Consider the following 22,870-nt stretch of genomic DNA (forward strand, 5'->3'; position numbering starts at 1 on the left):
GGTCCAAAGGTCCTTTTGGCGTCAGTCGAATTCTGGCTCGTCCCGGTGCGTATCGCGCACGGCATAGGCTGTGTCCTGCGCCTTGCTTAGCGTCCACCGGATGCGCGTCGCATACTCCATTGCGCGCCCGGATAGAACGATCTGTTTTGTCGCGCGTGGCTTTAATCGCCCTTTTTCAAGGTAAACGCTTGGCTCGACGGACAATTTTCCAATGCCATCATGACGGAAAACCCAGATCTCACCGCTTTTGAGCGCCATGGACACCGCCGCCCCGCCTAAATCCAGCGCGGCATCCACGTCAGGATGCAGATGAAAACGGATATCGTACCCGATCCCCTTGAGCGCTGAGGCGTCCATCGCCTTGTCGAATTGGCGCTTCGCCTTGTCGGTCGCAGTCAGCAAAATATCCTCGACCGCAAGCTCGCGGCCATCGAACCGCAACTCAAAAGTCCTGGCATGGGTCAGGCCGAACACTTTGGCATATCCGTCATGACCGGCCATGAAGCGGATGCCTTCAAACGCGTCCTCGAAATCAACTGGCACGTCCTGTGGCGCATCCACCAACGCCTGACTTTCGCGGCCCGGCAATGGATTGGCCAACCGCGCGCTGGAAAACCCATCCAGGCACAATGTCGAATGCGAGGGCGTTGCCCGCCCAGCGCGTCGCCATTCCAACCCGAAGCTGGCCCCCGACCCGCAATTCACGATCAACGGACGCCGCCCCGAGGTCAACTCGAACGCCAGCGTAGAGGCATGTGCATTGAACGAGGCCGCACCAGTGGGCGGTGCGCTGGAATCCACGATTACTGTGGTACGTGCAGCAGACAGGCGCGCATAGCCCATCGGCAATTCGGTCGCCGCCTTATGCTTGACGCCGCTTTGGGCTAGGGCCTGTTCCAGACGCCCCTCGACTCCGCGCCCACCACCGTGGAACCGCGCCAAAGCACCATCCGCGTGGCGCAAGCTGCGCAGGGTCGGCGCGATCCGCTTGATTGCATTGACCTGCGCGACAGGCGCTCCGCGCCCCAGATCATTCAGCGCCGCCGTCGTCCAACTCAGCAGTGTGAAAACTTCCAGCAACTCCTCTGGGTTGCGCGTTGGAATACCACCCTGCGCGTCCACCTGCCGATCACATTCGCTGGCAAGCGCCCGCAACGCCGGATCGGCCATATGCTCCAGCCCTTCCAACGCCAGCCCGGCCTGAACCAGTCCCGCCAAAGCTTCAAATCGGGGCAGGCCGGGGGTCGCCGCCTGCCAGCGTTTGGACAGAAACCATGTCTGTTGCGCCAGGGAGCGGAAGAACAACTTGCTTTGCCTGTCATCTGCCCCACGCAACAGAAAAATCGCGTGGTTGATCCAGCGCATGACGCGCCGACCGGTCAGATCAGGCACCCAGCCGGGACCTTGGCCACGACCATGCGCTTCGATCCAGCCAAAAACCCAGCGCTGCGCCTTTTCGCGTGCGCGCATGTCTCCAACCGCAGCCAGATCGTCCAGCCAGGCAAAACCATGGCGTTCATCATCGAAACCTGCGCTGGGGGCTGCGACGTCCCACAATCCGGTGTCTTCCGCCTCGACCAGGTACCCGGCGAACAAGAGGTTTCCGGCAACCAGTTGCCGACCACGCGCAAACGAGCCCACAGTGCGCGGATCCGGTTGCGCGACAAACCCCGTGACCGCCTTTTGCCGCTGGCTCAGGCGCGCGTAGAAACGGTTCTGAAACCGCATCCACCGACTGGTCATGGTGTCCGAGTTCGACATGACGTGTGTTACTCTGCCCCTTGCGCTCTGCTGGCGCTTGAGACCCAACGATAGACCGCGCCGATCGTCAAGTCATCGAAAAGCGTGCGCTTAGGCGGATTTGGTCAGACAGGCGATGTAGAACCCGTCCATGCCACCGCGATCCGGCCAATAATCAGGCCGCAGACGCAGGCCGCCTTCTTCTGTTATCCAATCCGTATCAACACCTGATATGTTCACTGCGTCGCGATCCACGCTCATGTCGGAATACATCTCCAGCGCCTCTTCGATCTGCACTTCACCTTCGTCCGGCAACAAAGAACAGGTGCAATAAACCAGACGCCCGCCGGGTTTCAGCAAACCCCATGCATGGGCCAGCATCTGCGTCTGAAGCTCGATCAAGCCGCCAAATTCAGACCCATCCTTGGCGAAAGGCAAATCCGGGTGCCGCCTTATTGTACCTGTTGCCGAACACGGTGCGTCCAGCAGAATCGCGTCATACTGACCTTCATGTTCCAGCGCATCGCCGACAATGACCTGCGCTGTCAGACCCGTCCGTGCAAGGTTTTCGCGTACCCGCTCCATCCGAGCTTCTGAAACATCCAGCGCGGTGACATCCGCCCCCGCCGCAGCCAGTTGCATCGTTTTGCCACCGGGCGCAGCGCAAAGATCCAGCACGTTCTCACCGGCCTTCGGGGCCAGGACGCGAACAGGCAAGGCAGCCGCCGCATCCTGCACCCACCAGTCCCCGGCTTTGTATCCCGGCAGGGCCGAAACCTGACCGGCATCCTGCAGACGAATTGAGCCTGTCGGCAGCACGTCGCCCGCGGGACCATTCGACCCCGGCTTCAAAGTCAGATCAAGCGGTGCGCCTGTGAAATGCGCCTGTTCCATTCCAGCCACGGCACCCGCGCCCCACGCCATAGTCAAGGGATCGCGAAGCCATTCCGGCAAACGCGGGACACGCATTTTGGGCCAGGCTTCAGGGCCTTCGGCGGCCACCTTGCGCAGAACCGCATTCACCAGGCCCTTCAGACGCCCATGCTTGCGCGAACGGCTAATGATCTCGACCATGGAATTCACCACACCATGCGCCGCTTCACCGTTACACAGCTCGACTGCGCCCAGCCTGAGCGCGTTATGGACTGTCAGAGCAGGCGTGCGATTCAAGTGATTGTCCAGCAACCTGTCGGCGCGTTCCAGCCCGCGCAAGGTCTCCAACGCCAACCGTTGAGCACGCGCGCGATCTTCAGGCCCCAGCCTGTCCAATGCACCCGCTGCGAGACATTCGGACAACAGGCGACCCTCACCCAGAACCTGATCGAGAAGATAGATTGCGCTGCGCCGTGCTGCTGTTGCGCTGTTTGCCATGGTACCGCCTTACTGTGACTTGCGCCCGCATTGCCAATGGCGGACGCGGGCGTATATCAAGACACAGCACGGAAAGGAACCCGATGTCATGAGTGACGACCGCAAAGACCTGCCCCCAGCCGCCCAACGCGCACTGGCCGAAGCGGAAGAACGTCGGCGCAAAGCCGAGGCTGAGGCCAAGGCGTTGCCCAAGGAACTGGGCGGGCGCGACGGACCGGACCCGGCCCGCTATGGCGATTGGGAAAAGAAGGGCATCGCCATCGATTTCTAAGCGCTCAGCCGCGCAGCGCCTGTAAAAAGTCTTCGATCAATGCGCGTTGTTTTTTGGACTTCGCCCGATCTTCGGGCCAGGTTAGCCAGTACCCGTCTTTGGTTTGCAATTCCGGCAGGCCCATTCTGCGCAACCGGCCCTCTTGAAGGTCGGCGAAAGCCAGAGGAACCGATCCCAGCACTACTCCCAGCCCGCGCCGCGCTGCCGAGATCGCGTGTTCCATCGAATCAAAACTGATTTGGGACGGCGGTGCATCCTCCTGATTGCATTTCTGGGCCCATTCCCGCCATCCGGGGCGTTCTCCGCGCAAATCGATCAAAGGCGCACCCCACTCGATTCCCGGTGCCGCCATAGGCACAAGAACCTCATGCGCGATCAAGGCCGCATCGCGCCCGGCCCAAATGCCACGGCCATATCGGATTTGCAGCCAGGTCCGCTCTTCATCCAAAGTCGACCGGCGTGCCCCTGAATCGGTCAGCACCCGAACCCCGGGCCGCAGTTTTTGAAACGCTGGCAAGGCCGGCAGGACAAGCGCGTGAATGTTGGACGACAATCCGGCGACGCGCAGCTCTCGTGGGGACTTTCCGAACAGATCCTCGGTATTGCGCTCTAACGCCTGCAAGCTGTCTTGCACCAAAGGCAAATAGCTCTCGCCTTCCACCGTCAGCGACACGCCCCGCGCTTCGCGCACGAACAAAGACCGGCCCAGCCATGCCTCGAGATTACCGATCCTTTGGCTTACAGCGGCCTGAGTCAAACCAAACTCTTTGGCCGCAGCCGAGAATCCACCCAAACGCCCCGCAGCTTCGAACACGCGCAACCAGTCCAGCGGCGGCAGTCCGATCTTTTTCTTAGCCATAAGTTTTTCCAAGCCTCAGCGGAAATAAGGATTAATTGTCGTAATGCCATGAACGGCGTATCTGCTCAACCAAAGCTCGCGCCGAACAGGAGACCCCCCAATGCTGCGCACCGCCACTTATGACGCTTCGGTCGTGACCGTCGCATTCGACACCGGAGCCGAAGCCCGCTTTCACGCGATCTGGTTGCGCGACAACGCGCTTGATCCTGAGACCCGCTCACCCGGAAACGGTCAGCGCCTGATCACGATCGGCGACATTCCGTCCGACGTCTCAATCAGCGCGGCCGAGGTTGTTTCTGGCGATCTGAAGATCACGTTCCAGCCCGAGGAAAAGACCGTGGTCTTCCCCGCCGAATGGTTGGCAGACCAAATCTATGACCGCGATCAGGAAAACGCGTTTGGTCGCATCGCCCCGGGCATCACCACGTGGGAAAGCGGCATCAATGCACCCAGCGGCGACTGGAATGAAGTTCACGTCAGCCCGACCGCCAAGCGTGATTGGCTGGCAGCCGTCGCGGAATTCGGGTTTGCCAAGTTAACAGGTGGCCCGACCGAACCTGAATCGCTGCTGAAAGTGGCTGATTTGTTCGGCTATGTACGCGAGACGAACTATGGACCCTATTTCGAAGTGCGGACTGAGGTGAACCCGACCAACCTTGCCTATACCGGACTTGGCTTGCAGGCGCATACCGACAACCCGTATCGCGATCCGGTGCCAACGCTGCAAATCCTGTATTGCCTTGAGAATTCTGCCGAAGGCGGAGATTCGATCGTGGTCGATGGTTTCCGCGCGGCCGAAAAGCTGCGTGCGCAGAATCCCGAAGGCTTTGCCCTGTTGGCCGGCTACCCGGCGCGGTTCGAATACAAGGGTTCAGACGGGGTTTGGCTGCAATCGCGCCGTCCGATGATCGAACTGTCTCCGGACGGAGAGTTGATCGGCGTCCGTTTCAACAACCGCTCAACTGCGCCGTTTGTGGACATCCCCTTCGAACAGATGGAAGCGTATTATGCCGCCTACCGTCAATTCGGCGAGATCATCGACGACCCTGCTATGGGCGTGTCGTTCAAGCTTGAACCCGGCGAAAGCTTCATCGTCGATAACACCCGCGTCTTGCATGCGCGGCTGGGCTATTCCGGCGCGGGCTCACGCTGGTTGCAGGGATGCTATGCTGACAAGGACGGCTTGCTGTCCACACTCGCCGCGATGGAAATAACGCACCCGGAGGCCGCTGAATGAAACCCGATTTCTCGACGTTAAACCGTGACAATATCGTAGAGTTCATCGGTGATATTTTCGAGCGCCGCGGCGATGAGGAATATTTGGGCGAACCTGTCACCATGGCCCAACACATGCTGCAAGGGGCCACCATCGCCGAGCAGAACGGCCAGCCTGAAGAAATCATCGTCGGCGCGTTGCTGCACGACATTGGCCATTTCACCTCCGAATTTGGCACCTATCACCCCGACGATACCGAAGACCGCCATCACGAGGATGCAGGGGCCGAGGTGCTGGAACAGTTCTTCCCCTCGGTCATCACCGATTGCTGCCGCTATCACGTGGCGGCCAAACGGTATCTCTGCGCCACCAAGCCCGAGTATTTCCAGCGCTTGTCTGCCGCCTCGGTTCATACGCTGGAACTGCAGGGCGGCCCGATGAGCGAAGAAGAGGTTACCGCATTCGAATCCAACCCAAACCTGAAAGAGATCATTCAGGTGCGCTATCTGGATGAGGCCGGTAAACGCGCGGATATGGAGACCCCCGATTTCGCCCATTTCGCACCCATGGTGCAGCGCATGGTCGACAAACATCTGGGCACGTCATGACTGCACCTGAATACATCTTCGAGGCCAGTTCCAAGCCCTCGCTACCCTGGCACAAAGTTCCTCTGATCCGCGCAACGGAAGAGACGGTCAAAGGCTATGGCTGTCTGGTCGATGACCCCGAGACCTTTGAAATCGAGATCGTCCGCTGGCCGCAACAAGGTTGGCGCCCCATAGACGAAGGCACCGGCGACGAAGGCGGCTGGGTCGAAGGCACGTTCAAATGTGACTGGCGAGGCGACGTGCTGTATGGCGAGAACGAAGCCGTCAAAGGGCATTACGTTCTTGGCTGGTCCACGGATCCGCAAACCGCGCAGACGGATCGGCAAACCGCGCCTCGTGATCAGGTATTGCTCTGGCACATGAACTATCACCCCGATGGCGGACAGATGTTTTGGCCATTGGACAACAAGCCTTTCATTGTCCCCGCCGCTCTGCCCGGTGACAACCTGACGCCCGACAAGGTGGTGGCGTTCTGGTGCGACGGCTCGCGTGGCCTCTATATCCATCCGGGCATCTGGCACGAGGGGATATTCCCGGTCGAAGATGACCAAAGATTCCTAGACCGACAGGGTGCGGTTCACGCACGAGTCAGCGCTGATATCGGGAAAGAGTTCGGTGTGTACCTGGCCTGCCCATTGCGCGAAGACAGGATCAAGGAACTGTGACCAAAACACCTTGATGCCCCAACCGTTTGCGCGCGATCCATATCTGCACCGCAAGCAAATAGGGCACGTAGAACGCAAAGTTCTGAATCAGATCGAAAGGGCCCGAGAAGTCGGGCTCTGACCCCAGCCCGCCGGTCAGCAGATACCAAAGTGTGTAATGCACCCGGTAGAGCCATGATCCCAGCGCCAGCCAGAACAGCCGCAGCCCCCAGGCCCAGTGCCCCGCGCGATCATTGCAAAGCGCCATGCGCGCCAACATCAGCGCCGAGGTAAACAGGCACAGGCCATACAGGAAAAAGCCGGCAGTCATGACTGGACCACCGATTGTTCCACGCAGGGGAATATAGGTCATCCCGGCCAGCCCGGTGATCAGAGCCAGCGCAATCAGCACAGCACCCAAGGCGCGGTGAAACCAGTTGAAGCGTTGCCGAAGGGCGCGGAACAGTTGCAGCGGCACCAGTGTTACCAACACCGTTCCGGCAAAGATATGTAGAATCATCGCCGCGTTGCCGACGCTCTGACCGTCTGCAAACAAATAGCTTTGCGCAGGCGCATCATGCGACAGCCCAATGCTGATCATACCAAATCCATGCAGCACAAACGGCAGCAGCGTCAGATAGAACACTGCCAACAACAATCCGATTGCCACACGCGATTTCAGGATCCGCATGATCTGACCTTAGCGCCTTAAGGCGATCCGTCTAAGGGCCTACAAACCCAGCACATCCACCATGTCATACTGACCCGGCGCTTTGCCCTGCCCCCACAGCGCCGCCTTCAGCGCGCCGCGGGCAAAGATCGCGCGGTCCGAGGCCAAATGGCGCAGGACGATGCGTTCTCCGGGGGCAGCGAACAGCACATCATGTTCACCAACGATATCGCCGCCGCGAATGGCGTGGAAGCCGATATCACCCCGCTTGCGCGCACCGGTGATGCCATCACGGCCTCGATCAGACACATCCGCCAGATTGACGCCGCGCCCTTCCGCGGCCGCCTCACCCAGCATCAACGCTGTGCCCGAGGGCGCGTCGACCTTGAGGTGGTGATGGCCTTCGATGATCTCGATATCGAAGTCTTCATCCAATGCGGCAGCGACTTTCTTGGTCAGTTGCACCAGCAGGTTTACACCAAGGCTCATATTGCCCGACCGCACGATCACGGCGTGGCGTGATGCCGGTTCAAGTGCCGCGATTTGTTCGTCGGACATGCCCGTAGTGCCGATGACATGAACACAACGCGCCTGCGCAGCCAGAGCGGCAAATTCCAAAGCCGCTTCGGGCGCGGTGAAATCGATCACCGCCTGCGCTTGCGCAAACGCCTCCAGCGGATCATCGGTGACGGTGACGCCCAGCGCCTGACCACCCATGGCCTCGCCCACATCCTTACCGATCCAGTCATGGCCCTTACGTTCCACCACACCAACCAGACGCGCCTGTTCGCTGTCGGTGACAGTCTTGATCAGCATCTGCCCCATACGGCCCGAAGCCCCTGTGATGACGATCCCCGGAATATGGGTCATTGCGCTGGTCCTTTTCGCTAAGTCGGCTCAAAGCCTCCTACCCCGTTCGCGCCCGCTTGGCAAAGCCCCGCTTTGGGCTTAGATCGGAGATATGGCAAAGAACAAATTCCACGATGGCCCCGGCCCTTCCCAACGACAGCTGCGTGTCGGCGAACTGATCCGTCGCACCCTGTCCGAAGTTCTGGCGCGCGGAGATGTCCACGACCCCGACCTGAACCGCATGTCAATCACCGTGGGTGAGGTCCGTACCTCGCCCGATCTCAAAATCGCCACCGCCTATGTGCTGCCTCTGGGCGGCAAAGGGCAAGAGGACGTGATCGACCTGCTGGCCCGCAATAAAGGCGAATTACGACGCGTGATCGGCAAGAAACTGAACCTGAAGTTCTCGCCCGATCTGCGGTTCCGTCTGGATGACACGTTTGACCGTCTGGACGACACCCGCCGCATGTTCCAGCAGGACGCGGTGCGCCGCGATCTGGACGAGTGATCCGGGCACTGACCATTTTGGGCGCGGCTTTATGGGCCGCGCAAGCCTCTGCGGTGACCTGCGAAAAGGTGACTCATGAGGATCTGCGCTACACCGTCTGCGAGGTCGATGCGACTGCAGCAGATCTGCGCCTGTTTCTGAATGGTGAAGACGGCGAAGTGTTGGGGCATTTCTCATCGGTTAACGAGACGCTTGAACCCGAGGGCAAACGGCTGGCCTTTGCGATGAACGCCGGCATGTATCACGACGACCGCTCGCCCGTCGGCCATTATGTCGAGGATGGGCAGGAGCAGATGCGGGTGATCCCGAACCCCGGCCCCGGCAACTTCGGCCTGCTGCCCAATGGCGTGTTCTGCATCCGTGACGGGCGCGCCGATGTGTTCGAGACACTGGATTTCGTCGACCAGGCCCCCACCTGCCGCTTTGCCACCCAATCCGGCCCAATGCTGGTGATCGACGGCGGACTGCACCCGCGCTTTCTGCCTGATTCGACCTCGCGCTATATCCGCAACGGTGTTGGCACGAGCGCCGATGGCACGCGGACCGTTTTTGCGATCTCAGAGGATTATGTCACCTTCCACGAATTCGGCAGCCTGTTTCGCGATGTTCTGAACACCCCAAACGCGCTATTTCTGGATGGCAATATCTCACGGATGTATGACCGGGCAGGCAATCGCTCGGATCTGGGATTCTCCTTGGGACCGATTGTGGGTGTAGTTGAGGACATGCCTGCAAATTGACAGGGCGGGTGTGATCCGTTAACCCGCGCGCCTCAGCAAAAGGCAAGGTGCAAGATGGGACGCAAACGCAAGGGTCGCGAAATTTCCGGTTGGCTGGTTGTGGACAAGCCTGCGGGCATGACCTCTACGTCGGTGGTCAACAAGGTGCGTTGGGCGATGGACGCCAAAAAGGCAGGCCACGCGGGCACACTGGACCCAGAGGCTACTGGCGTTCTGGCCGTGGCTTTGGGTGAAGCGACCAAAACCGTTCCCTATATCACCGATGCGCTGAAGGCTTACACGTTCACTGTGCGTTTGGGTCAAGCAACCAATACCGACGATGCCGAGGGCGAAGTGATCGCAAGCTGCGATGCGCGCCCTTCGGATGAGGACATCAAACAGGCGCTGACCCCGTTTTTGGGCGACATCATGCAGGTTCCGCCTAAGTTTTCTGCCGTGAAGATCGACGGCCAGCGCGCTTATAAACTGGCCCGCGATGGCGAAGATGTGGATCTGGCCGCCCGCCCCCTTTGGGTCGAGGAACTGATCCTTGTCGACCGACCGGACGAAGACCACGTTGTGCTAGAGATGACCTGCGGCAAAGGAGGCTATGTGCGCTCAATCGCGCGCGATCTGGGTGAGGCACTTGGATGCCACGGCCACGTCAAGGAACTGCGCCGCATCTGGTCCGGCCCGTTTGAAGCTGAAGACGGGCTGACCATCGAACAGATCGACGATATGGCCAAGACCACTGCACTGGACGCGTATCTGCACCCGCTGGAAACCGGCCTGTCGGACCTGCCCGAATTGAAATGCACCCCTGAGGGTGCCACTCGCCTGCGCAACGGCAATCCCGGCATGGTGCTGGCATCAGACGTCGAATACGGCGATGAAGCCTGGGCCTCGCTGGATGGTAAAGCGGTGGCTGTGGGTGTCTACAAATCAGGCGAGCTGCATCCCAGCCGGGTGTTCGTTTCCTGAAACACGTGCTAGGCGGTTGGCATGATCACCCGAACACATACCAAGGGCGATGCGCCCTCAACCGCCGTCTATTCCGATTGCGAGAACTATCGCTATAGCCTGACCCGCATATGGGATTCGACAGGCCGAAAAGCGCTGTTTGTTATGCTGAACCCCTCGACTGCGACCGAGGTGCAGAACGACCCCACGGTGGAGCGCTGCGAACGGCGTGCGCGGGCCTTAGGGTTTGGCGCGTTTCAGGTGACCAACATCTTTGCCTGGCGCGACACTGACCCGCGCAAGATGCGCGCCGCAACCGATCCGGTCGGGCCTGCGAATGACAAAGCTATTCTGGACGGCGTGGACTGGGCCGATCAGGTCGTCGCCGCCTGGGGCACCCATGGCGCACATCTGGACCGTGGTCCGGCAGTTGAACAGCTGTTGAGGGCGACCGGACAACCCCTGTTCCATCTGGGGCTGACCAAAGACGGGCACCCCAAACACCCCCTTTACATCGCCTACACCCAGCAGCCCGAGCGGTGGTGATAAAGTATTAACCATTTCAAAGACTTGCCTTTGACGCCGCTGTCCCCGGCATGAAACACTCATCCTCGGAGCATTCTGCTATCGGAGGAGTGTCATGTTTCTGGCCGGATTGATCGGACTGGCCGCCATTGGCGGTGCAGCCTACGCGATGAGCGACATGCTGATCGAAGACGAGGGCACGTCAGAAGACATTCCCGAAGATGAGCCGCCGACCGAAGCCGAAACCGGGGAATTTCTGGAAATCGGCGAAAACGTCGAAGACTCCGTCGAAACCGAGGTCGAACCCCTGTCCACCGGTATCGTCCTTTCCGAATTCGAAGACGGCCCGGACATCATCACCGGAGGGGACGGCGTGGATCAGATCAACGGCTACGGCGGTGAAGATACGATCCACGGGGGCCAGGGGGACGACGTCCTGCATGGCGGCGACGAGATAGATACCATCTATGGCGGGCGGGACAACGATGTCCTGCATGGCGAAGCGGATGATGACCTGCTGTTTGGGGACACGGGCAATGACGCTCTGTTCGGGCATTTCGGCGACGACACTCTGGACGGAGGCGAGGGCGAAGATGAGCTCTATGGTGGGCAGGGCGATGATACTTTGGCAGGTGGGGCTGATGATGACGCACTACAGGGCGGATTTGGGGATGATGTCCTGACCGGAGATGCAGGCGAGGATGCGATCTTTGGCGGCGACGGGGACGATTTTGTATTCGGCATCGAAGAGGGTGCAGCCGAGCAAGATTTCCTGAATGGCGGTGCCGGCAATGACACTCTTGTTGCCGGCAGCGGTGACGTCGTGACGGGTGGTCAGGGGGCCGATGACATTGTGGTGGGACAAGGTGAAGACGATATTACCGTCATGGGGTTCCAGCCGGGTGAGGATAAGTTGCTTGTCACCTGGGAGAACGAATCCGAGCCTGAAATAGCCGTGGAACCTGACGCTGAAGACTCAAATCTTACACGGGTGATCATCAACAGTCAGGAAGTGGCACAGGTGTATGGTGCCGAAGGGATGACGGCAGCCGATATCCAACTGATCACCGAAGCCCAACTGGAACAGTATGGGCAGATGGTCTGACCCCGCAGATTCCCTTTGCCATTTGATAAAAATCCGCTTATACGCGCCCATCCGCATCGGAATCGGTGCGGTTTTCTCCATGGGCCTGCGCTGGACGACATCCCGGCCTGCGCCATCAACTCTAACCTTTAAAGGAGACCCCGATGTCGATCACTGCCGCTGAAAAAGCACGCGTCATGCAAGAATTCGCAACCAAAGAAGGCGACACCGGTTCGCCTGAAGTACAGGTTGCCATCCTGACCTCGCGCATCAACACCCTGACCGAGCACTTCAAGACCCACAAAAAAGACAACCACGGTCGTCGTGGTCTGCTGAAAATGGTTGCTCAGCGCCGTAAGCTGCTGGACTACCTGAAGGGCAAAGAAGAAGCGCGTTATCAGGACCTGATCAAAAAGCTGGGCATCCGCCGCTAAGGTCGGATCGCATCGCTTGCAGATTTCAGACGCCCGTCACTTTGGCGGGCGTTTTTTTGTGCAGGTCAACCAGCTGGGAGTCAGGTGCCCTCAATCTGGGTGGGCCCGTTCATATTCCATGCGCGCGGATTTGACCTGATCCATTTGTTCGTGTGACCAATAGACAAGCGGCTTGAGCAGCTCCAACAGGTCGCGACCCAAAGGTGTCAGCGCATAAGAAACCGCAACAGGCGGGCCGGGATCGACAGTGCGAGTCAGATACCCATCCCGTTGCAACCCTCTCAGGTTTTCGGTCAACACACGTTGCGTCACGTCCCCAATACAGCGTTTGAGCTCTCCAAACCGTTTCGGCTCATCCTCAAGGGCCAAAATGGTGATCATCCGCCATTTGCCGGTGACGTTGGACAGAACCGAACGGATCGAGCAGTTGGACGCTTCGGCCTTGCTGTTGACGCCAATGGGGAGCATGAGGACCTCTGGTGCGGTTTAGTAACTTATAACAACAATAGAACCTCCCGAAATAATCGCAAGGCTATGTTTTTTAATGGAGTATCCTAGGAGTAACCTCGTGACTGTTTAGTGCGTAACTGAAATGTGGTGCGTTTTTAATACTTACTATCAGCACAACTCGAATCATCAGGAATTGACCATGACCCCTAAAGAGCTTGTCCTCGCCCTGTTCTCAGCCGCTTTTATCGATCACGACCCAGAAGCCGCACGCCAGATGGTGAGCGCCGATTACATCCAGCACAATCCGCAGGTTCCGACCGGCGCTGAAGGGCTGATGGGGCTGATCCCATTGGTTGGACAATCCGGCATGACTGCCACAACCCACCGTGTGATTGCCGAAGGCGACATGGTTGTGCTGCACAACACTTATGACAATGCCGACGCGTTTGGAGCCTCTTCGCTTGCGGCCTTTGATATCTTCCGCGTGGAAGATGGAAAGGTTGTCGAACACTGGGACAATCTGCAACCCATCCCAGAAACCACCGCGTCAGGGCGTGGCATGACGGACGGGCCGGTTGAAATTACCGACCTCGATAAAACCCAAGAAAACAAGGCGCTGGTGCTGGGCTTTGTGCGTGATGTGCTGGGCGGTGCCGCGCCAGAGAACGTCACAACCTACATGGACCCAGAGGTCTATATGCAGCACAATCCTTCTATTGAGGACGGTCTGGCCGGATTGATGGCCGCGATCGACGCTTTCGCCGCGCAAGGCATGGTGATCACTAAGTTCGAGCCTCAGTTCGCCGTAGCTGAGGGCAATTTCGTCTTCGTGGCCACCGATGCCATCATGGGCGGTGAGCCATGGGCCTTCTTTGATCTGTGGCGCGTAGAGGACGGGAAAATTGTTGAGCATTGGGATGTTGTCTCACCCATCCCGTCTGAAATGGCGCATGACAACGGCAAGTTTTAATACCGGATCAAAAAACGCCCACCATCTGGTGGGCGTTTTCAATTTTCATAGCGGTCGTATTTACATCTTCGCCTTTTCCGATTTCAGCGCCAGCCACAGGCAGTAGCACATCATCAGAACCACCAGCGTGAACGGTATCCCCGTAGACACCGCTGCGCCTTGCAGGGCGGACAACCCACCCCCAAGCAGCAGGGCGATAGCGACCAGACCCTCCAACGTGCACCAGAACACGCGCTGTACAACTGGCGCATCCATCTTGCCGCCTGCCGTAATCGTGTCGATCACCAGCGAGCCCGAGTCGGACGAGGTGACAAAGAACACTACGATCAGGATCAACGCGATGGGCGCGACGATGCCATAAAGCGGCAGCTCTTTCAGGAAGCCGAACAGCGCGCCTTCGGGGGCGTAGCTGTCGATTACGGTGGCGCGGACGCCTTCGGCTCCGCCTGCGTTCAGCATGTCGATGGCCGCACCGCCAAAGGTCGACATCCACAGGGCGCAGACCGCCGTCGGGGCCAGCAGCGCGCAGAGGATGAACTCTCGCACCGTGCGACCCTTCGAGATGCGGGCAATAAACATACCCACAAACGGTGACCATGCGATCCACCAGGCCCAGTAGAACGTCGTCCAGCCGTGGAAATAGCTGGTGTCTTCTCGCCCGAACGGATTGGACAGCGCTGGAAGGTGCGTCACGTAATCCACCATCACGTTGAAATACCGCGCGATGGCTGTGCCAACGCCGGTGACAACAATGACGAACAGGAACAAGCCCACAGCCATGATCATGTTGATCTCACTCAGCCGTTTCACACCTGCATCCATGCCCATCAGGACTGATCCCAGCGCGATCATGGTGATGCCGATGATCAGCAGGACGGTCACGGTCGGACTGGGTTCAATGCCGAACACCTCGTTCAGCCCAGCCGCAACCTGTTGCGCCCCAAGACCCAAAGAGGTCGTCAGGCCGAACAACGTCGCAAACACAGCAAGCGTGTCGATGATATGGCCCCACCAGCCCCAGACACGTTCGCCCAGGATCGGATAAAAGGCCGACCGCAGGGTCAGCGGCAGATTCAGGTTGTAGGCAAAAATCGCAAGGCTCAGGCCCACAGCGGCATAGACTGCCCAACCTTCCAGCCCCCAATGGTGGATTGTGCCGACGATGCCGATGTATTCATTGCCTGGAACTGCGATATCAATGCCCAAGGGCCGCGCATTCCCGCCTTCGGCAAAGTTATAGTAAACCGGCTCCATCACGCCAAAGAACAGCAGACCGATACCAATACCGGCGGCGAACATCATCGCGATCCATCCGGCATAGGAATAGTCAGGCTTGGCATCCTTGCCGCCGATCCGAACACTGCCGACCGGCAGAATGATCAGAACCAGACAGAACAGGGTGATGGCGTCAACCGAAAGAACCAGGAACCAGTCAAAGGTGCTGGTCAGCCAAGGCCGGAGCCAGCCGAAGAAAGAAGCCGCAGCCTCTTGGTTGGCCAATGCGATCAGAACGAACGCAAAGATCAAAATACTCGAGATCAGAAAAACCGGGTTGTGAATATCCAGACCAAATGGCCGGACGTTATCCTGCCCCAGCTCATATTCCGTTTCGAAGTCGTAAATCCGGGGGTCCGGATCCAGCATCTTCTTTGTTTGTGCCATTCGATTGCCCTTCTGTTCGCTATTTGCAAACGCCAAGGTATTCGGTCGGCGGACGGTTATGAGATAGTTACCCCCTTGGCGCGTTTCCGTCATCTCGACCGTGGGCTTATTCGTAAAATCTTAAACTGCCTTCATATTTTTGCAAAATGCATTCAGCTTTATCTATGTGATTGCCCTGTCCGGATTTCAGATCGCACAACTGAACTGAACATCACTTGCGCATCTCTCTCCAATAAGTAGAACCTACTGAAACGATCTTTTCGACAAGTTCACGTTTCACACACCAAGTCACTATACCTGACCATTGCATACATAGTTTTCGGACCTGTTCTATGTTTCTCATCCTAAAAGCTGTCCCTATGTCATTCGGCGTTTTTTCGCGGATGATCGTTCCGGTAATCATTATCTTTTTCCTTTCATCGATTGTGTCGTCGCTTTTGGACATCATTACAGCCGGTTATGCAGATACACTGAGCGAACCAGTCAACTCTGCAATAATAACCCTGTTTGGCATACGGGCCGCCCTTGCAATCAAAGGGGACACGCGTCGCACTGACCTAAAGATACTCATTCTGAATGCTGTCAAATACGGAGTGTTTTTTCTGATCGTGCTTGGCGCTCTGAGTATAATGGTAAGTGTTGCCTCAACGATTTTTGCGCTCTGGAGGCTTGATCAACCAATCTCATTGACAGCGGTCAAAGATGCTGCGGAACCAGTTCAGACATCGTTAGTTCTGCTTACCTTCGGCAGCACAGCTATCGTTTTGTACGTCGTCTATGCAGCGGTCAGTGCCGTGATGGCCGTCCCTATGGCCAGCGCCGCGCAGGAAGCTGGCTACGGCGCACCAAGCCGCGGGTTTTTTTACGGCTTTGGCCGCAGTTTCATCCCATTGTTCTGCGTTTTTTTCTTCTCGATCGTGCTTCAGTTTTATTTCGGACTTTTGACAGCGCTATTTGCGCTTCTGCCTATCTTCATTTCCGTTATCTCGATCATTCTGACTCAGTCTCTGCCCGATTTCGACTTAGACCTTATTCTGAAGGGAATCGCAGCAAGTTCTGCCCTGCTTTGGCTGAACTCCTGGATCTGGTCGGTTAGCGCTCTGGCGTTTCTGAAACACAGCGGCGCGGCCCCTTTACAGGCAACCAGTCCGCAACCCGGTCCTGAAACAGCAACGGACATCCGCGCACTACGCAAGTCCCGTGAGCGATCTTTCTGAGTGGGGGAAACCGTCTCAGCGTTATGCGGTTTCTCTTTCCTTCCAACGCATTCTCATGTATGCGCGCGGTATCTGAGACGTTGTGCCCTGACCCCGGCACTCGAATGGAAGATAAAGTGGGGTCGGCGGCAATGGGGCCGCCATGCAAACCGGAGACCCGCAGGGGCGGGAGTGCTCCGTTCTAGGATACGCATATGTTTGATGTAACGAAGAAATCGATTCAGTGGGGCGAAGAGACGCTGACACTGGAAACCGGCAAGGTTGCCCGTCAGGCGGACGGCACCGTGATTGCCACGCTGGGCGAAACCAGCGTCATGGCCAACGTGACCTTTGCCAAGCAACAAAAACCCGGTCAGGACTTTTTCCCGCTGACCGTACACTACCAAGAAAAATACTATGCCGCCGGTAAAGTTCCGGGTGGCTTCTTCAAGCGCGAGGCGCGCCCGACCGAGAAAGAGACGCTGACCGCGCGTCTGATCGACCGTCCGATCCGCCCGCTGTTCGTTGACGGCTTCAAAAACGAAGTTCTGGTGATGTGCACCGTGCTGTCTCACGATCTGGTCAACGATCCCGACATCGTTGCAATGATCGCTGCTTCGGCTGCCCTGACCATTTCCGGCGCGCCGTTCATGGGCCCGATCGCTGGTGCCCGTGTTGGTTTCGTGGATGGCGAATACGTCCTGAACCCGACCGTAGACGATATGCAGGACCTGCGCCTGAACCCCGAACAGCGTCTGGATCTGGTTGTGGCCGGTACCAAAGACGCCGTGATGATGGTGGAATCGGAAGCTTACGAACTGTCCGAAGCCGAAATGCTGGGTGCCGTGACCTTTGCGCATGAGCAAATCCAGCCGGTCATCGACCTGATCATCTCGCTGGCCGAAGAAACCGCCAAAGAGCCCTTTGAATTCGTCGCCCCCGATTACTCGGAGCTTTACGCCGCTGTTTCCGCAGCCGGTGAAGAGCAGATGCGCGCCGCCTTCGCGATCACCGACAAGCAAGAGCGCACCGCCGCTGTTGCCGCTGCCCGCGAAGCGATCAAAGAAGCGCTGACCGAGGAACAGCTGGAAGACGCCAATCTTGGATCGGCGATGAAAAAGCTGGAAGCCGGTATTCTGCGCGGCGACGTCGTCAAAGGCGGCAAGCGCATCGACGGTCGTTCGACCACCGATGTACGCGCCATCGAAGCCGAAACCTCGCTGCTGCCCCGTACTCATGGTTCCGCCCTGTTCACCCGTGGTGAAACACAGGCGCTGGCCGTGACCACGCTGGGCACCGGCGACGATGAGCAGTTCATCGACGCGCTGCACGGCAACTTCAAATCGAACTTCCTGCTGCACTACAACTTCCCTCCGTATTCGGTGGGTGAAGTGGGCCGCGTGGGTTCGCCCGGCCGTCGTGAGATCGGTCACGGCAAACTGGCATGGCGCGCGCTGCAGGCGGTTCTGCCTGCGCCGACCGACTTCCCCTACACCGTGCGCGTGGTATCGGAAATCACTGAATCGAACGGCTCGTCCTCGATGGCCTCTGTCTGCGGCGGTTCGCTGTCGATGATGGACGCAGGTGTTCCGCTGAAAGCACCGGTTGCCGGTGTGGCCATGGGTCTGATCCTAGAAGATGATGGCGATTACGCTGTTCTGACCGATATCCTGGGTGACGAAGACCACCTAGGCGACATGGACTTCAAAGTGGCAGGTACCGAGAACGGCATCACCTCGCTGCAGATGGACATCAAAGTCGCAGGTATCACGCCGCAGATCATGGAAACCGCTCTGGCACAGGCCAAAGAAGGTCGGATGCACATTCTGGGCGAGATGGGCAAAGCCCTGTCCGAGACCAACGAATTCTCGGTCCACGCCCCGCGCATCGAGACCATGAACATCCCGACCGACAAGATCCGCGAAGTGATCGGCTCGGGCGGTAAGGTCATCCGTGAGATCGTTGAGGTTTCGGGTGCCAAGGTCGACATCAACGACGACGGTGTGATCAAGATCGCCTCGCCCGATGGTGAATCGATCCAGAAGGCTTATGACATGATCTACTCGATCGTGGCCGAACCGGAAGAAGGTCAGATCTACACCGGTAAAGTGGTCAAGATCGTCGATTTCGGCGCCTTCGTGAACTTCTTTGGCAAGCGCGACGGTCTGGTCCACGTGTCCCAGATCGAAAACCGCCGCCTGAACCATCCGTCAGACGTTCTGAAGGAAGGTCAGGAAGTGAAGGTCAAGCTGCTGGGCTTTGACGATCGCGGCAAGGTCCGCCTGTCGATGAAAGTCGTCGATCAGGAAACCGGCGAAGAGATCGTTCCCGAGAAGAAAGAAAAGAAAGAAGACGCAGAGTAATCTGTACCTATCTTCTGGCTCGAAAGGCCCCGGCGCTGTCCGGGGCCTTTTTTGTTAAGGTGTGGCTCCGACCACTCCCCCCGTAATCTGGTCTAGGTAAATCAACCATTAACGTTTCTTAAACGTATTAGCACAACCTTAAGGGTGACTTAGTTGCTCTCAGGGATGTTGTGCGACCGTGGCCACGATTACAGTCTATGAAATCAGTGCAGACCCGTTCAGCACACGCAACGTCGATATCACGGCCGCGTATTCTGTTGAAGTAACGGACAACGACGCGATCTTAGATGACCCAGACCCCGACAGCACCCAATTGGACCTGTCCGGGCTGCCGGGCTTTACCGCCTCGTCTCAGAATTTCAGTACGTTCGAGACGTATACCGGAACGATCAACGGCGCGCCTGTCAGTTTCACCCTGATCCAGTTCAGCAACCCGCGCTATATCATCGTCACTTCGGGGCAAGCTGCGCTGAATGACACCATCGAAGACACCAGCTTTGGCGGCACCGCATCTTCTACCCCGTATCAGAGCTTGCCGTCTTTCGTGTGCTTCACCACAGGGTCGCTGATCCTGACCCCCACCGGGCAGCGCCAGGTGGAAGAACTGGAACCTGGGGACCCTGTCCTGACCACAGGTGGACGCATCCGCCCGGTGCGCTGGATCGGTCGACGGCATCTGTCGACGCAAGAGCTGCGCTCCTCTCCGCATCTGTGCCCAGTGCGTTTCAAGGCGGGCTGTTTCGGTCCGAACTGCCCCACGCGCGACCTGCTGGTGTCGCCGCAACATCGGGTCGCTGTAACCTCAGCGATGATGGAACTGATGCATGGCGAGACCGTGATGTTGGCCCCGGCGAAGGCGTTGATAAATGGGCAAAGCATTGTGCAGGACCCGCCTGAGCAAGGGATCGAATATGTTCACATCCTTTTAGATCAGCATGAGCTGGTGAATGTCGAAGGAATCTGGTCCGAATCCTTTTATCCCGGCGACACGACCCTCAGTGCAATGGCACCTGCCACCCTGCGCAAGTTGTTCGACCTGTTCCCGGACCTGTCCCACGGCGCGACTGGTTACGGACCAACGGTGCTACCGGTCCTTAAACCTTTCGAAGCCGGAATGCTGAAATCAGACCTGAAGGTTCCAAATTGGCGGGTTTACCCAAATGCGCTTAAGAAGGCCGCCTAACTCGGTTTAGTGGGCAACACCACCCGGCCCGTGTTTCAAAACGTGCCATTGGCCATAGCTGTCGTTCAAATCCAGCTTGATCGCCGCGTCTGCGCGCGTTGTAGCGCAGCCGATCTCGGCCACAGAGAACTCGATACCGCCAGGAATATCGATTCGTACGCGATGCGGTCCCCCGCCATGAGGGGCTTCAATGGGGCGACCTGTCGAGCTCAGCACATCGCCGATGGACACACGGGCGGTCCGCTCTTCCATGTTCATTTCGAAATCAATCGGCAGGTAGAGCGTGTCGTGCACCTTTTCGCACATGGCACGGAACACGTACCAATGCGTCGCCATCTCCTCCGTTTCCTCACCGTGAAAGACCTTTTCCAGCGCCGCGCGCTGTGCTGGGGTCGCAGCAGGATCAATGACAACCTGCATTTCTCCGCCGCCCTCGAAAATAGGCCCCGGCCAGGCATAGATCAGCGCGGCCTTGGCACCACCCAGATCAGTGTCACCGAAATACCCTGTGCCAATCTCTAGCACTTCGAAGCCCCGGCAGTTTCCGTGGGTGGGTAGTTCTTCGAATTGGCAAGGGCAGGCATAACCGCAATTGCAGTTTCCGAAGCTTTCTCCTTCAACATACCAATCTGTAAACGCCATGGTTCTCTCCTGCAAAGTACAGTGAAATCCCGATGGCCTTCGCCTGTGGAACAGCCCCCTTGAGCCATACTAGCACGTCCCGGCGCAGATCAGAAATCGACGGCCTGCCATTCAGCGACAACAACTCGAACAAGCGATTTATTCTATCACATGGCGCCAAATTAGAGTGACCCGATGTGACCGCCGGAACCCTTTCCATGCACCACCAGACACATGATCTAAGCAGGGAAACGTTTTGGAACAAAGGACATGATCATGGTTAGTCGTTTCATCCTGACCTCCGCCGCCCTGATGCTGGGCACAACCGCAGCAACCGCACAAAGCCTGGGTGACGGCACCTATGTTCAGGGCTTTATCGGCTACAGCCAACTGCAAGACAGCGACTTTTCGGGCACAATCGGGGGCGCAACACAATCGGTCGATACAGACTTTGATGCAGGTTTCGGCCTGGGCGTGGCCATTGGTAAAGAGATCCCGCAGTGGTCCAATGACACGATCGGAACACGAATCGAACTGGAGCTTTCTTATCGCGACAGCGACGTGGATGGTGTGAACTTTACCGGCAACGGACCAGCACCAGAAGGCAACATCTCTGGCGACGTTTCGCAAACCTCGCTCTTTGCCAACATCTTGTTCGACTTCAAACAAGCCGGTGCGCTGACCCCGTTTGCAGGGTTTGGTCTGGGTGCCACCTACTCGGATCTGGATTTCGCTTACGGCCCCGGTGTGGCACTGGATGACAGCGACACCGCTTTTGCAGCTCAGGTGATCGCAGGCGTGGCATATGACATCAACCCGTCGACCGCCTTTACCGTAGACGCCCGCTATGCCCGCGCCTTTGACGTATCGTCGGAGCGGTTGGCCCCGAACGGCGCGTTGACGGGCACAGTTGAAGACGATCTGGACACATTCAGCGTCAATTTCGGGCTGCGCTACAAGTTCTGATCGCTTTGGGCGTCAGGTTTCTCTCCGGTTTTCTGCCGCCTTCTTGCCCTCGCACCCAAGGTGCGGGGGCATTCAAGCAACACAACTCACGTCGGATGTACTTTGGATCGCCCTGCCCGTAACAACCGCCTGCTTCATCTGGCCGAAAATACCTTCGGGGGGAATCGTGCCGACAGGCGCGATGGGGGGGCAGACAGCCCCCTGAACCGGCAACCGATTTAGGACGGTGCCTTGGTTTTGCGCAGATAAGGGAAGATCGTTTCAAACTCGCCGAACTTCTCTTTTGCTTCATCGTTCGACACTGCAGGCGGAATGATCACATCTTCGCCCGGCACCCAGTTAGCCGGGGTTGCAACGCCCTTAGCCGACATCTGCAGCCCGTCCAGAGCGCGCAGGATCTCGGCGAAGTTCCGACCCACGGTCATTGGATAGGTCATCGACAGTTTCAGTTGCTTGTCCGGGCCGATGATAAAAACCGAACGCACAGTTGCGCTGTCAGCCGGAGTGCGACCGTCAGGCAGATAGGCTTCTGCGGGCAACATGTCGAAGGCTTTGGACACGGCCAAACCGTCATCGGCGATGATCGGGAAACCGGGATTGGCCTTGCCGTATTCTTCGATGTCCTTCTTCCACTTCTTGTGGTCTTCGACCCCATCGACCGATACGCCGATTACTTTGGTGTTGCGCGCGGCCCATTCGTCATTCAGCTGCGCAACAGCCGAAAACTCGGTGGTGCAAACAGGGGTGAAATCCTTTGGGTGCGAGAACAAAATAGCCCAGCTGTCGCCGATCCAGTCGTGAAACTGAACGGTGCCCTGATCCGTTTCTGCTGTAAAATTTGGGACGGTATCGTTGATGCGCAAACCCATGGGGCATCTCCTTTCCTGTTAAAAACCTGAGTCGGTTGCTTGGAACCTAGTCACTTTGCGCGCAGGTTAAACCATCCCCTGCGCTCAGGGATACGGAATTCGACCGCGTTAAAGGAAAATAATTTGATCAAA

General features: G+C 57.9%; 24 protein-coding genes. 15 read left to right on the forward strand and 9 right to left on the reverse strand.

Annotated features, from left to right (window positions below; genetic code table 11):
- Positions 1–21 precede the first annotated feature (21 nt).
- Positions 22–1,761: a heparinase II/III family protein gene (locus GS636_RS15965; RefSeq protein WP_171184299.1), complete on the reverse strand. Its 1,740-nt coding sequence runs from the start codon at positions 1,759–1,761 to the stop codon at positions 22–24.
- Between the two features lie 90 nt (positions 1,762–1,851).
- Entirely contained in the window at positions 1,852–3,111 is a 1,260-nt protein-coding gene (locus GS636_RS15970) for an RsmB/NOP family class I SAM-dependent RNA methyltransferase (protein ID WP_171670610.1), read from the reverse strand.
- Positions 3,112–3,199: 88 nt separating this feature from the next.
- Between GS636_RS15970 and GS636_RS15975 the strand changes: the two genes are divergently transcribed.
- Positions 3,200–3,382, forward strand: coding sequence for a DUF1674 domain-containing protein (locus GS636_RS15975; protein ID WP_171093279.1), 183 nt, complete (start codon positions 3,200–3,202; stop codon positions 3,380–3,382).
- Positions 3,383–3,386: 4 nt separating this feature from the next.
- Here the strand turns inward: GS636_RS15975 and GS636_RS15980 are convergent, their stop codons facing one another.
- The gene (locus tag GS636_RS15980; protein ID WP_171670613.1) at positions 3,387–4,241 is read right to left on the reverse strand and encodes a LysR family transcriptional regulator; all 855 of its coding nucleotides are present in this window, start codon (positions 4,239–4,241) and stop codon (positions 3,387–3,389) included.
- Positions 4,242–4,341: 100 nt separating this feature from the next.
- Here GS636_RS15980 and GS636_RS15985 point away from each other — a divergent pair, with 100 nt between their 5' ends.
- The 3 genes from GS636_RS15985 to GS636_RS15995 are packed head-to-tail and all read left to right on the forward strand — an operon-like array spanning position 4,342 to position 6,730.
- Entirely contained in the window at positions 4,342–5,478 is a 1,137-nt protein-coding gene (locus tag GS636_RS15985) for a TauD/TfdA family dioxygenase (protein WP_171670615.1), read from the forward strand.
- Entirely contained in the window at positions 5,475–6,065 is a 591-nt protein-coding gene (locus GS636_RS15990; protein ID WP_171184307.1) for an HD domain-containing protein, read from the forward strand. Before GS636_RS15985 ends, GS636_RS15990 begins: the two co-directional genes overlap by 4 nt.
- Positions 6,062–6,730, forward strand: coding sequence for an ureidoglycolate lyase (locus GS636_RS15995; RefSeq protein ID WP_171670617.1), 669 nt, complete (start codon positions 6,062–6,064; stop codon positions 6,728–6,730). The genes GS636_RS15990 and GS636_RS15995 overlap by 4 nt, the downstream gene beginning before the upstream one ends.
- Here the strand turns inward: GS636_RS15995 and GS636_RS16000 are convergent.
- Positions 6,717–7,400, reverse strand: coding sequence for a DUF2306 domain-containing protein (locus GS636_RS16000; RefSeq protein WP_171670619.1), 684 nt, complete (start codon positions 7,398–7,400; stop codon positions 6,717–6,719). The genes GS636_RS15995 and GS636_RS16000 overlap by 14 nt on opposite strands.
- A 39-nt stretch (positions 7,401–7,439) precedes the next feature.
- Entirely contained in the window at positions 7,440–8,249 is an 810-nt protein-coding gene (gene dapB / locus GS636_RS16005; protein ID WP_171670620.1) for a 4-hydroxy-tetrahydrodipicolinate reductase, read from the reverse strand.
- A 91-nt stretch (positions 8,250–8,340) separates the two neighbouring features.
- Here dapB and rbfA point away from each other — a divergent pair, with 91 nt between their 5' ends.
- The 6 genes from rbfA (at position 8,341) to rpsO (ending at position 12,458) form a co-directional block, all read left to right on the forward strand.
- The gene (gene rbfA / locus GS636_RS16010) at positions 8,341–8,736 is read left to right on the forward strand and encodes a 30S ribosome-binding factor RbfA (protein ID WP_171093264.1); all 396 of its coding nucleotides are present in this window, start codon (positions 8,341–8,343) and stop codon (positions 8,734–8,736) included.
- Entirely contained in the window at positions 8,733–9,476 is a 744-nt protein-coding gene (locus tag GS636_RS16015) for a phosphodiester glycosidase family protein (RefSeq protein ID WP_171670622.1), read from the forward strand. Before rbfA ends, GS636_RS16015 begins: the two co-directional genes overlap by 4 nt.
- Before the next feature lie 54 nt (positions 9,477–9,530).
- Positions 9,531–10,436: a tRNA pseudouridine(55) synthase TruB gene (gene truB / locus GS636_RS16020; RefSeq protein WP_171670624.1), complete on the forward strand. Its 906-nt coding sequence runs from the start codon at positions 9,531–9,533 to the stop codon at positions 10,434–10,436.
- Between the two features lie 21 nt (positions 10,437–10,457).
- The gene (locus GS636_RS16025) at positions 10,458–10,961 is read left to right on the forward strand and encodes a DUF1643 domain-containing protein (RefSeq protein WP_171670626.1); all 504 of its coding nucleotides are present in this window, start codon (positions 10,458–10,460) and stop codon (positions 10,959–10,961) included.
- Between the two features lie 94 nt (positions 10,962–11,055).
- Positions 11,056–12,045: a calcium-binding protein gene (locus tag GS636_RS16030; protein WP_171670629.1), complete on the forward strand. Its 990-nt coding sequence runs from the start codon at positions 11,056–11,058 to the stop codon at positions 12,043–12,045.
- 143 nt (positions 12,046–12,188) lie between these two features.
- Positions 12,189–12,458: a 30S ribosomal protein S15 gene (gene rpsO, locus GS636_RS16035; protein WP_170329634.1), complete on the forward strand. Its 270-nt coding sequence runs from the start codon at positions 12,189–12,191 to the stop codon at positions 12,456–12,458.
- Positions 12,459–12,548: 90 nt separating this feature from the next.
- Here the strand turns inward: rpsO and GS636_RS16040 are convergent, their stop codons facing one another.
- A complete protein-coding gene (locus GS636_RS16040; protein ID WP_171670631.1) occupies positions 12,549–12,926 on the reverse strand; it encodes a helix-turn-helix domain-containing protein in 378 nt (125 codons plus the stop codon).
- Positions 12,927–13,107: 181 nt separating this feature from the next.
- Between GS636_RS16040 and GS636_RS16045 the strand changes: the two genes are divergently transcribed.
- Positions 13,108–13,878, forward strand: a complete 771-nt coding sequence (locus GS636_RS16045; RefSeq protein WP_171105792.1) for a nuclear transport factor 2 family protein — start codon at positions 13,108–13,110, stop codon at positions 13,876–13,878.
- A 60-nt stretch (positions 13,879–13,938) separates the two neighbouring features.
- Here GS636_RS16045 and GS636_RS16050 read toward each other — a convergent pair whose 3' ends face one another.
- Complete coding sequence (locus GS636_RS16050; protein ID WP_171670634.1) at positions 13,939–15,540, reverse strand: BCCT family transporter; 1,602 nt, start codon at positions 15,538–15,540, stop codon at positions 13,939–13,941.
- Positions 15,541–15,872: 332 nt separating this feature from the next.
- Between GS636_RS16050 and GS636_RS16055 the strand changes: the two genes are divergently transcribed.
- The 3 genes from GS636_RS16055 (at position 15,873) to GS636_RS22915 (ending at position 20,282) form a co-directional block, all read left to right on the forward strand.
- Positions 15,873–16,757 (forward strand): hypothetical protein, encoded by an 885-nt coding sequence (locus GS636_RS16055; protein ID WP_171670636.1) that lies wholly within the window; start codon positions 15,873–15,875, stop codon positions 16,755–16,757.
- 194 nt (positions 16,758–16,951) lie between these two features.
- Positions 16,952–19,099, forward strand: a complete 2,148-nt coding sequence (pnp, locus tag GS636_RS16060) for a polyribonucleotide nucleotidyltransferase (RefSeq protein WP_171184321.1) — start codon at positions 16,952–16,954, stop codon at positions 19,097–19,099.
- 178 nt (positions 19,100–19,277) lie between these two features.
- Positions 19,278–20,282, forward strand: coding sequence for a Hint domain-containing protein (locus GS636_RS22915; protein ID WP_171184323.1), 1,005 nt, complete (start codon positions 19,278–19,280; stop codon positions 20,280–20,282).
- A gap of 6 nt (positions 20,283–20,288) precedes the next feature.
- On the opposite strand, the gene GS636_RS16070 is transcribed toward GS636_RS22915, so the two are convergent.
- Entirely contained in the window at positions 20,289–20,924 is a 636-nt protein-coding gene (locus GS636_RS16070) for a DUF1326 domain-containing protein (RefSeq protein WP_171670638.1), read from the reverse strand.
- Between the two features lie 255 nt (positions 20,925–21,179).
- Here GS636_RS16070 and GS636_RS16075 point away from each other — a divergent pair, with 255 nt between their 5' ends.
- Complete coding sequence (locus tag GS636_RS16075) at positions 21,180–21,869, forward strand: outer membrane protein (protein ID WP_171670641.1); 690 nt, start codon at positions 21,180–21,182, stop codon at positions 21,867–21,869.
- 218 nt (positions 21,870–22,087) lie between these two features.
- Here GS636_RS16075 and GS636_RS16080 read toward each other — a convergent pair whose 3' ends face one another.
- On the reverse strand, positions 22,088–22,738 hold the full coding sequence (locus tag GS636_RS16080) for a peroxiredoxin (protein ID WP_171093240.1): 651 nt from the start codon (positions 22,736–22,738) through the stop codon (positions 22,088–22,090).
- Positions 22,739–22,870 lie beyond the last annotated feature (132 nt).

Source organism: Ruegeria sp. HKCCD4884, from assembly GCF_013110855.1.
Classification (GTDB): domain Bacteria; phylum Pseudomonadota; class Alphaproteobacteria; order Rhodobacterales; family Rhodobacteraceae; genus Ruegeria.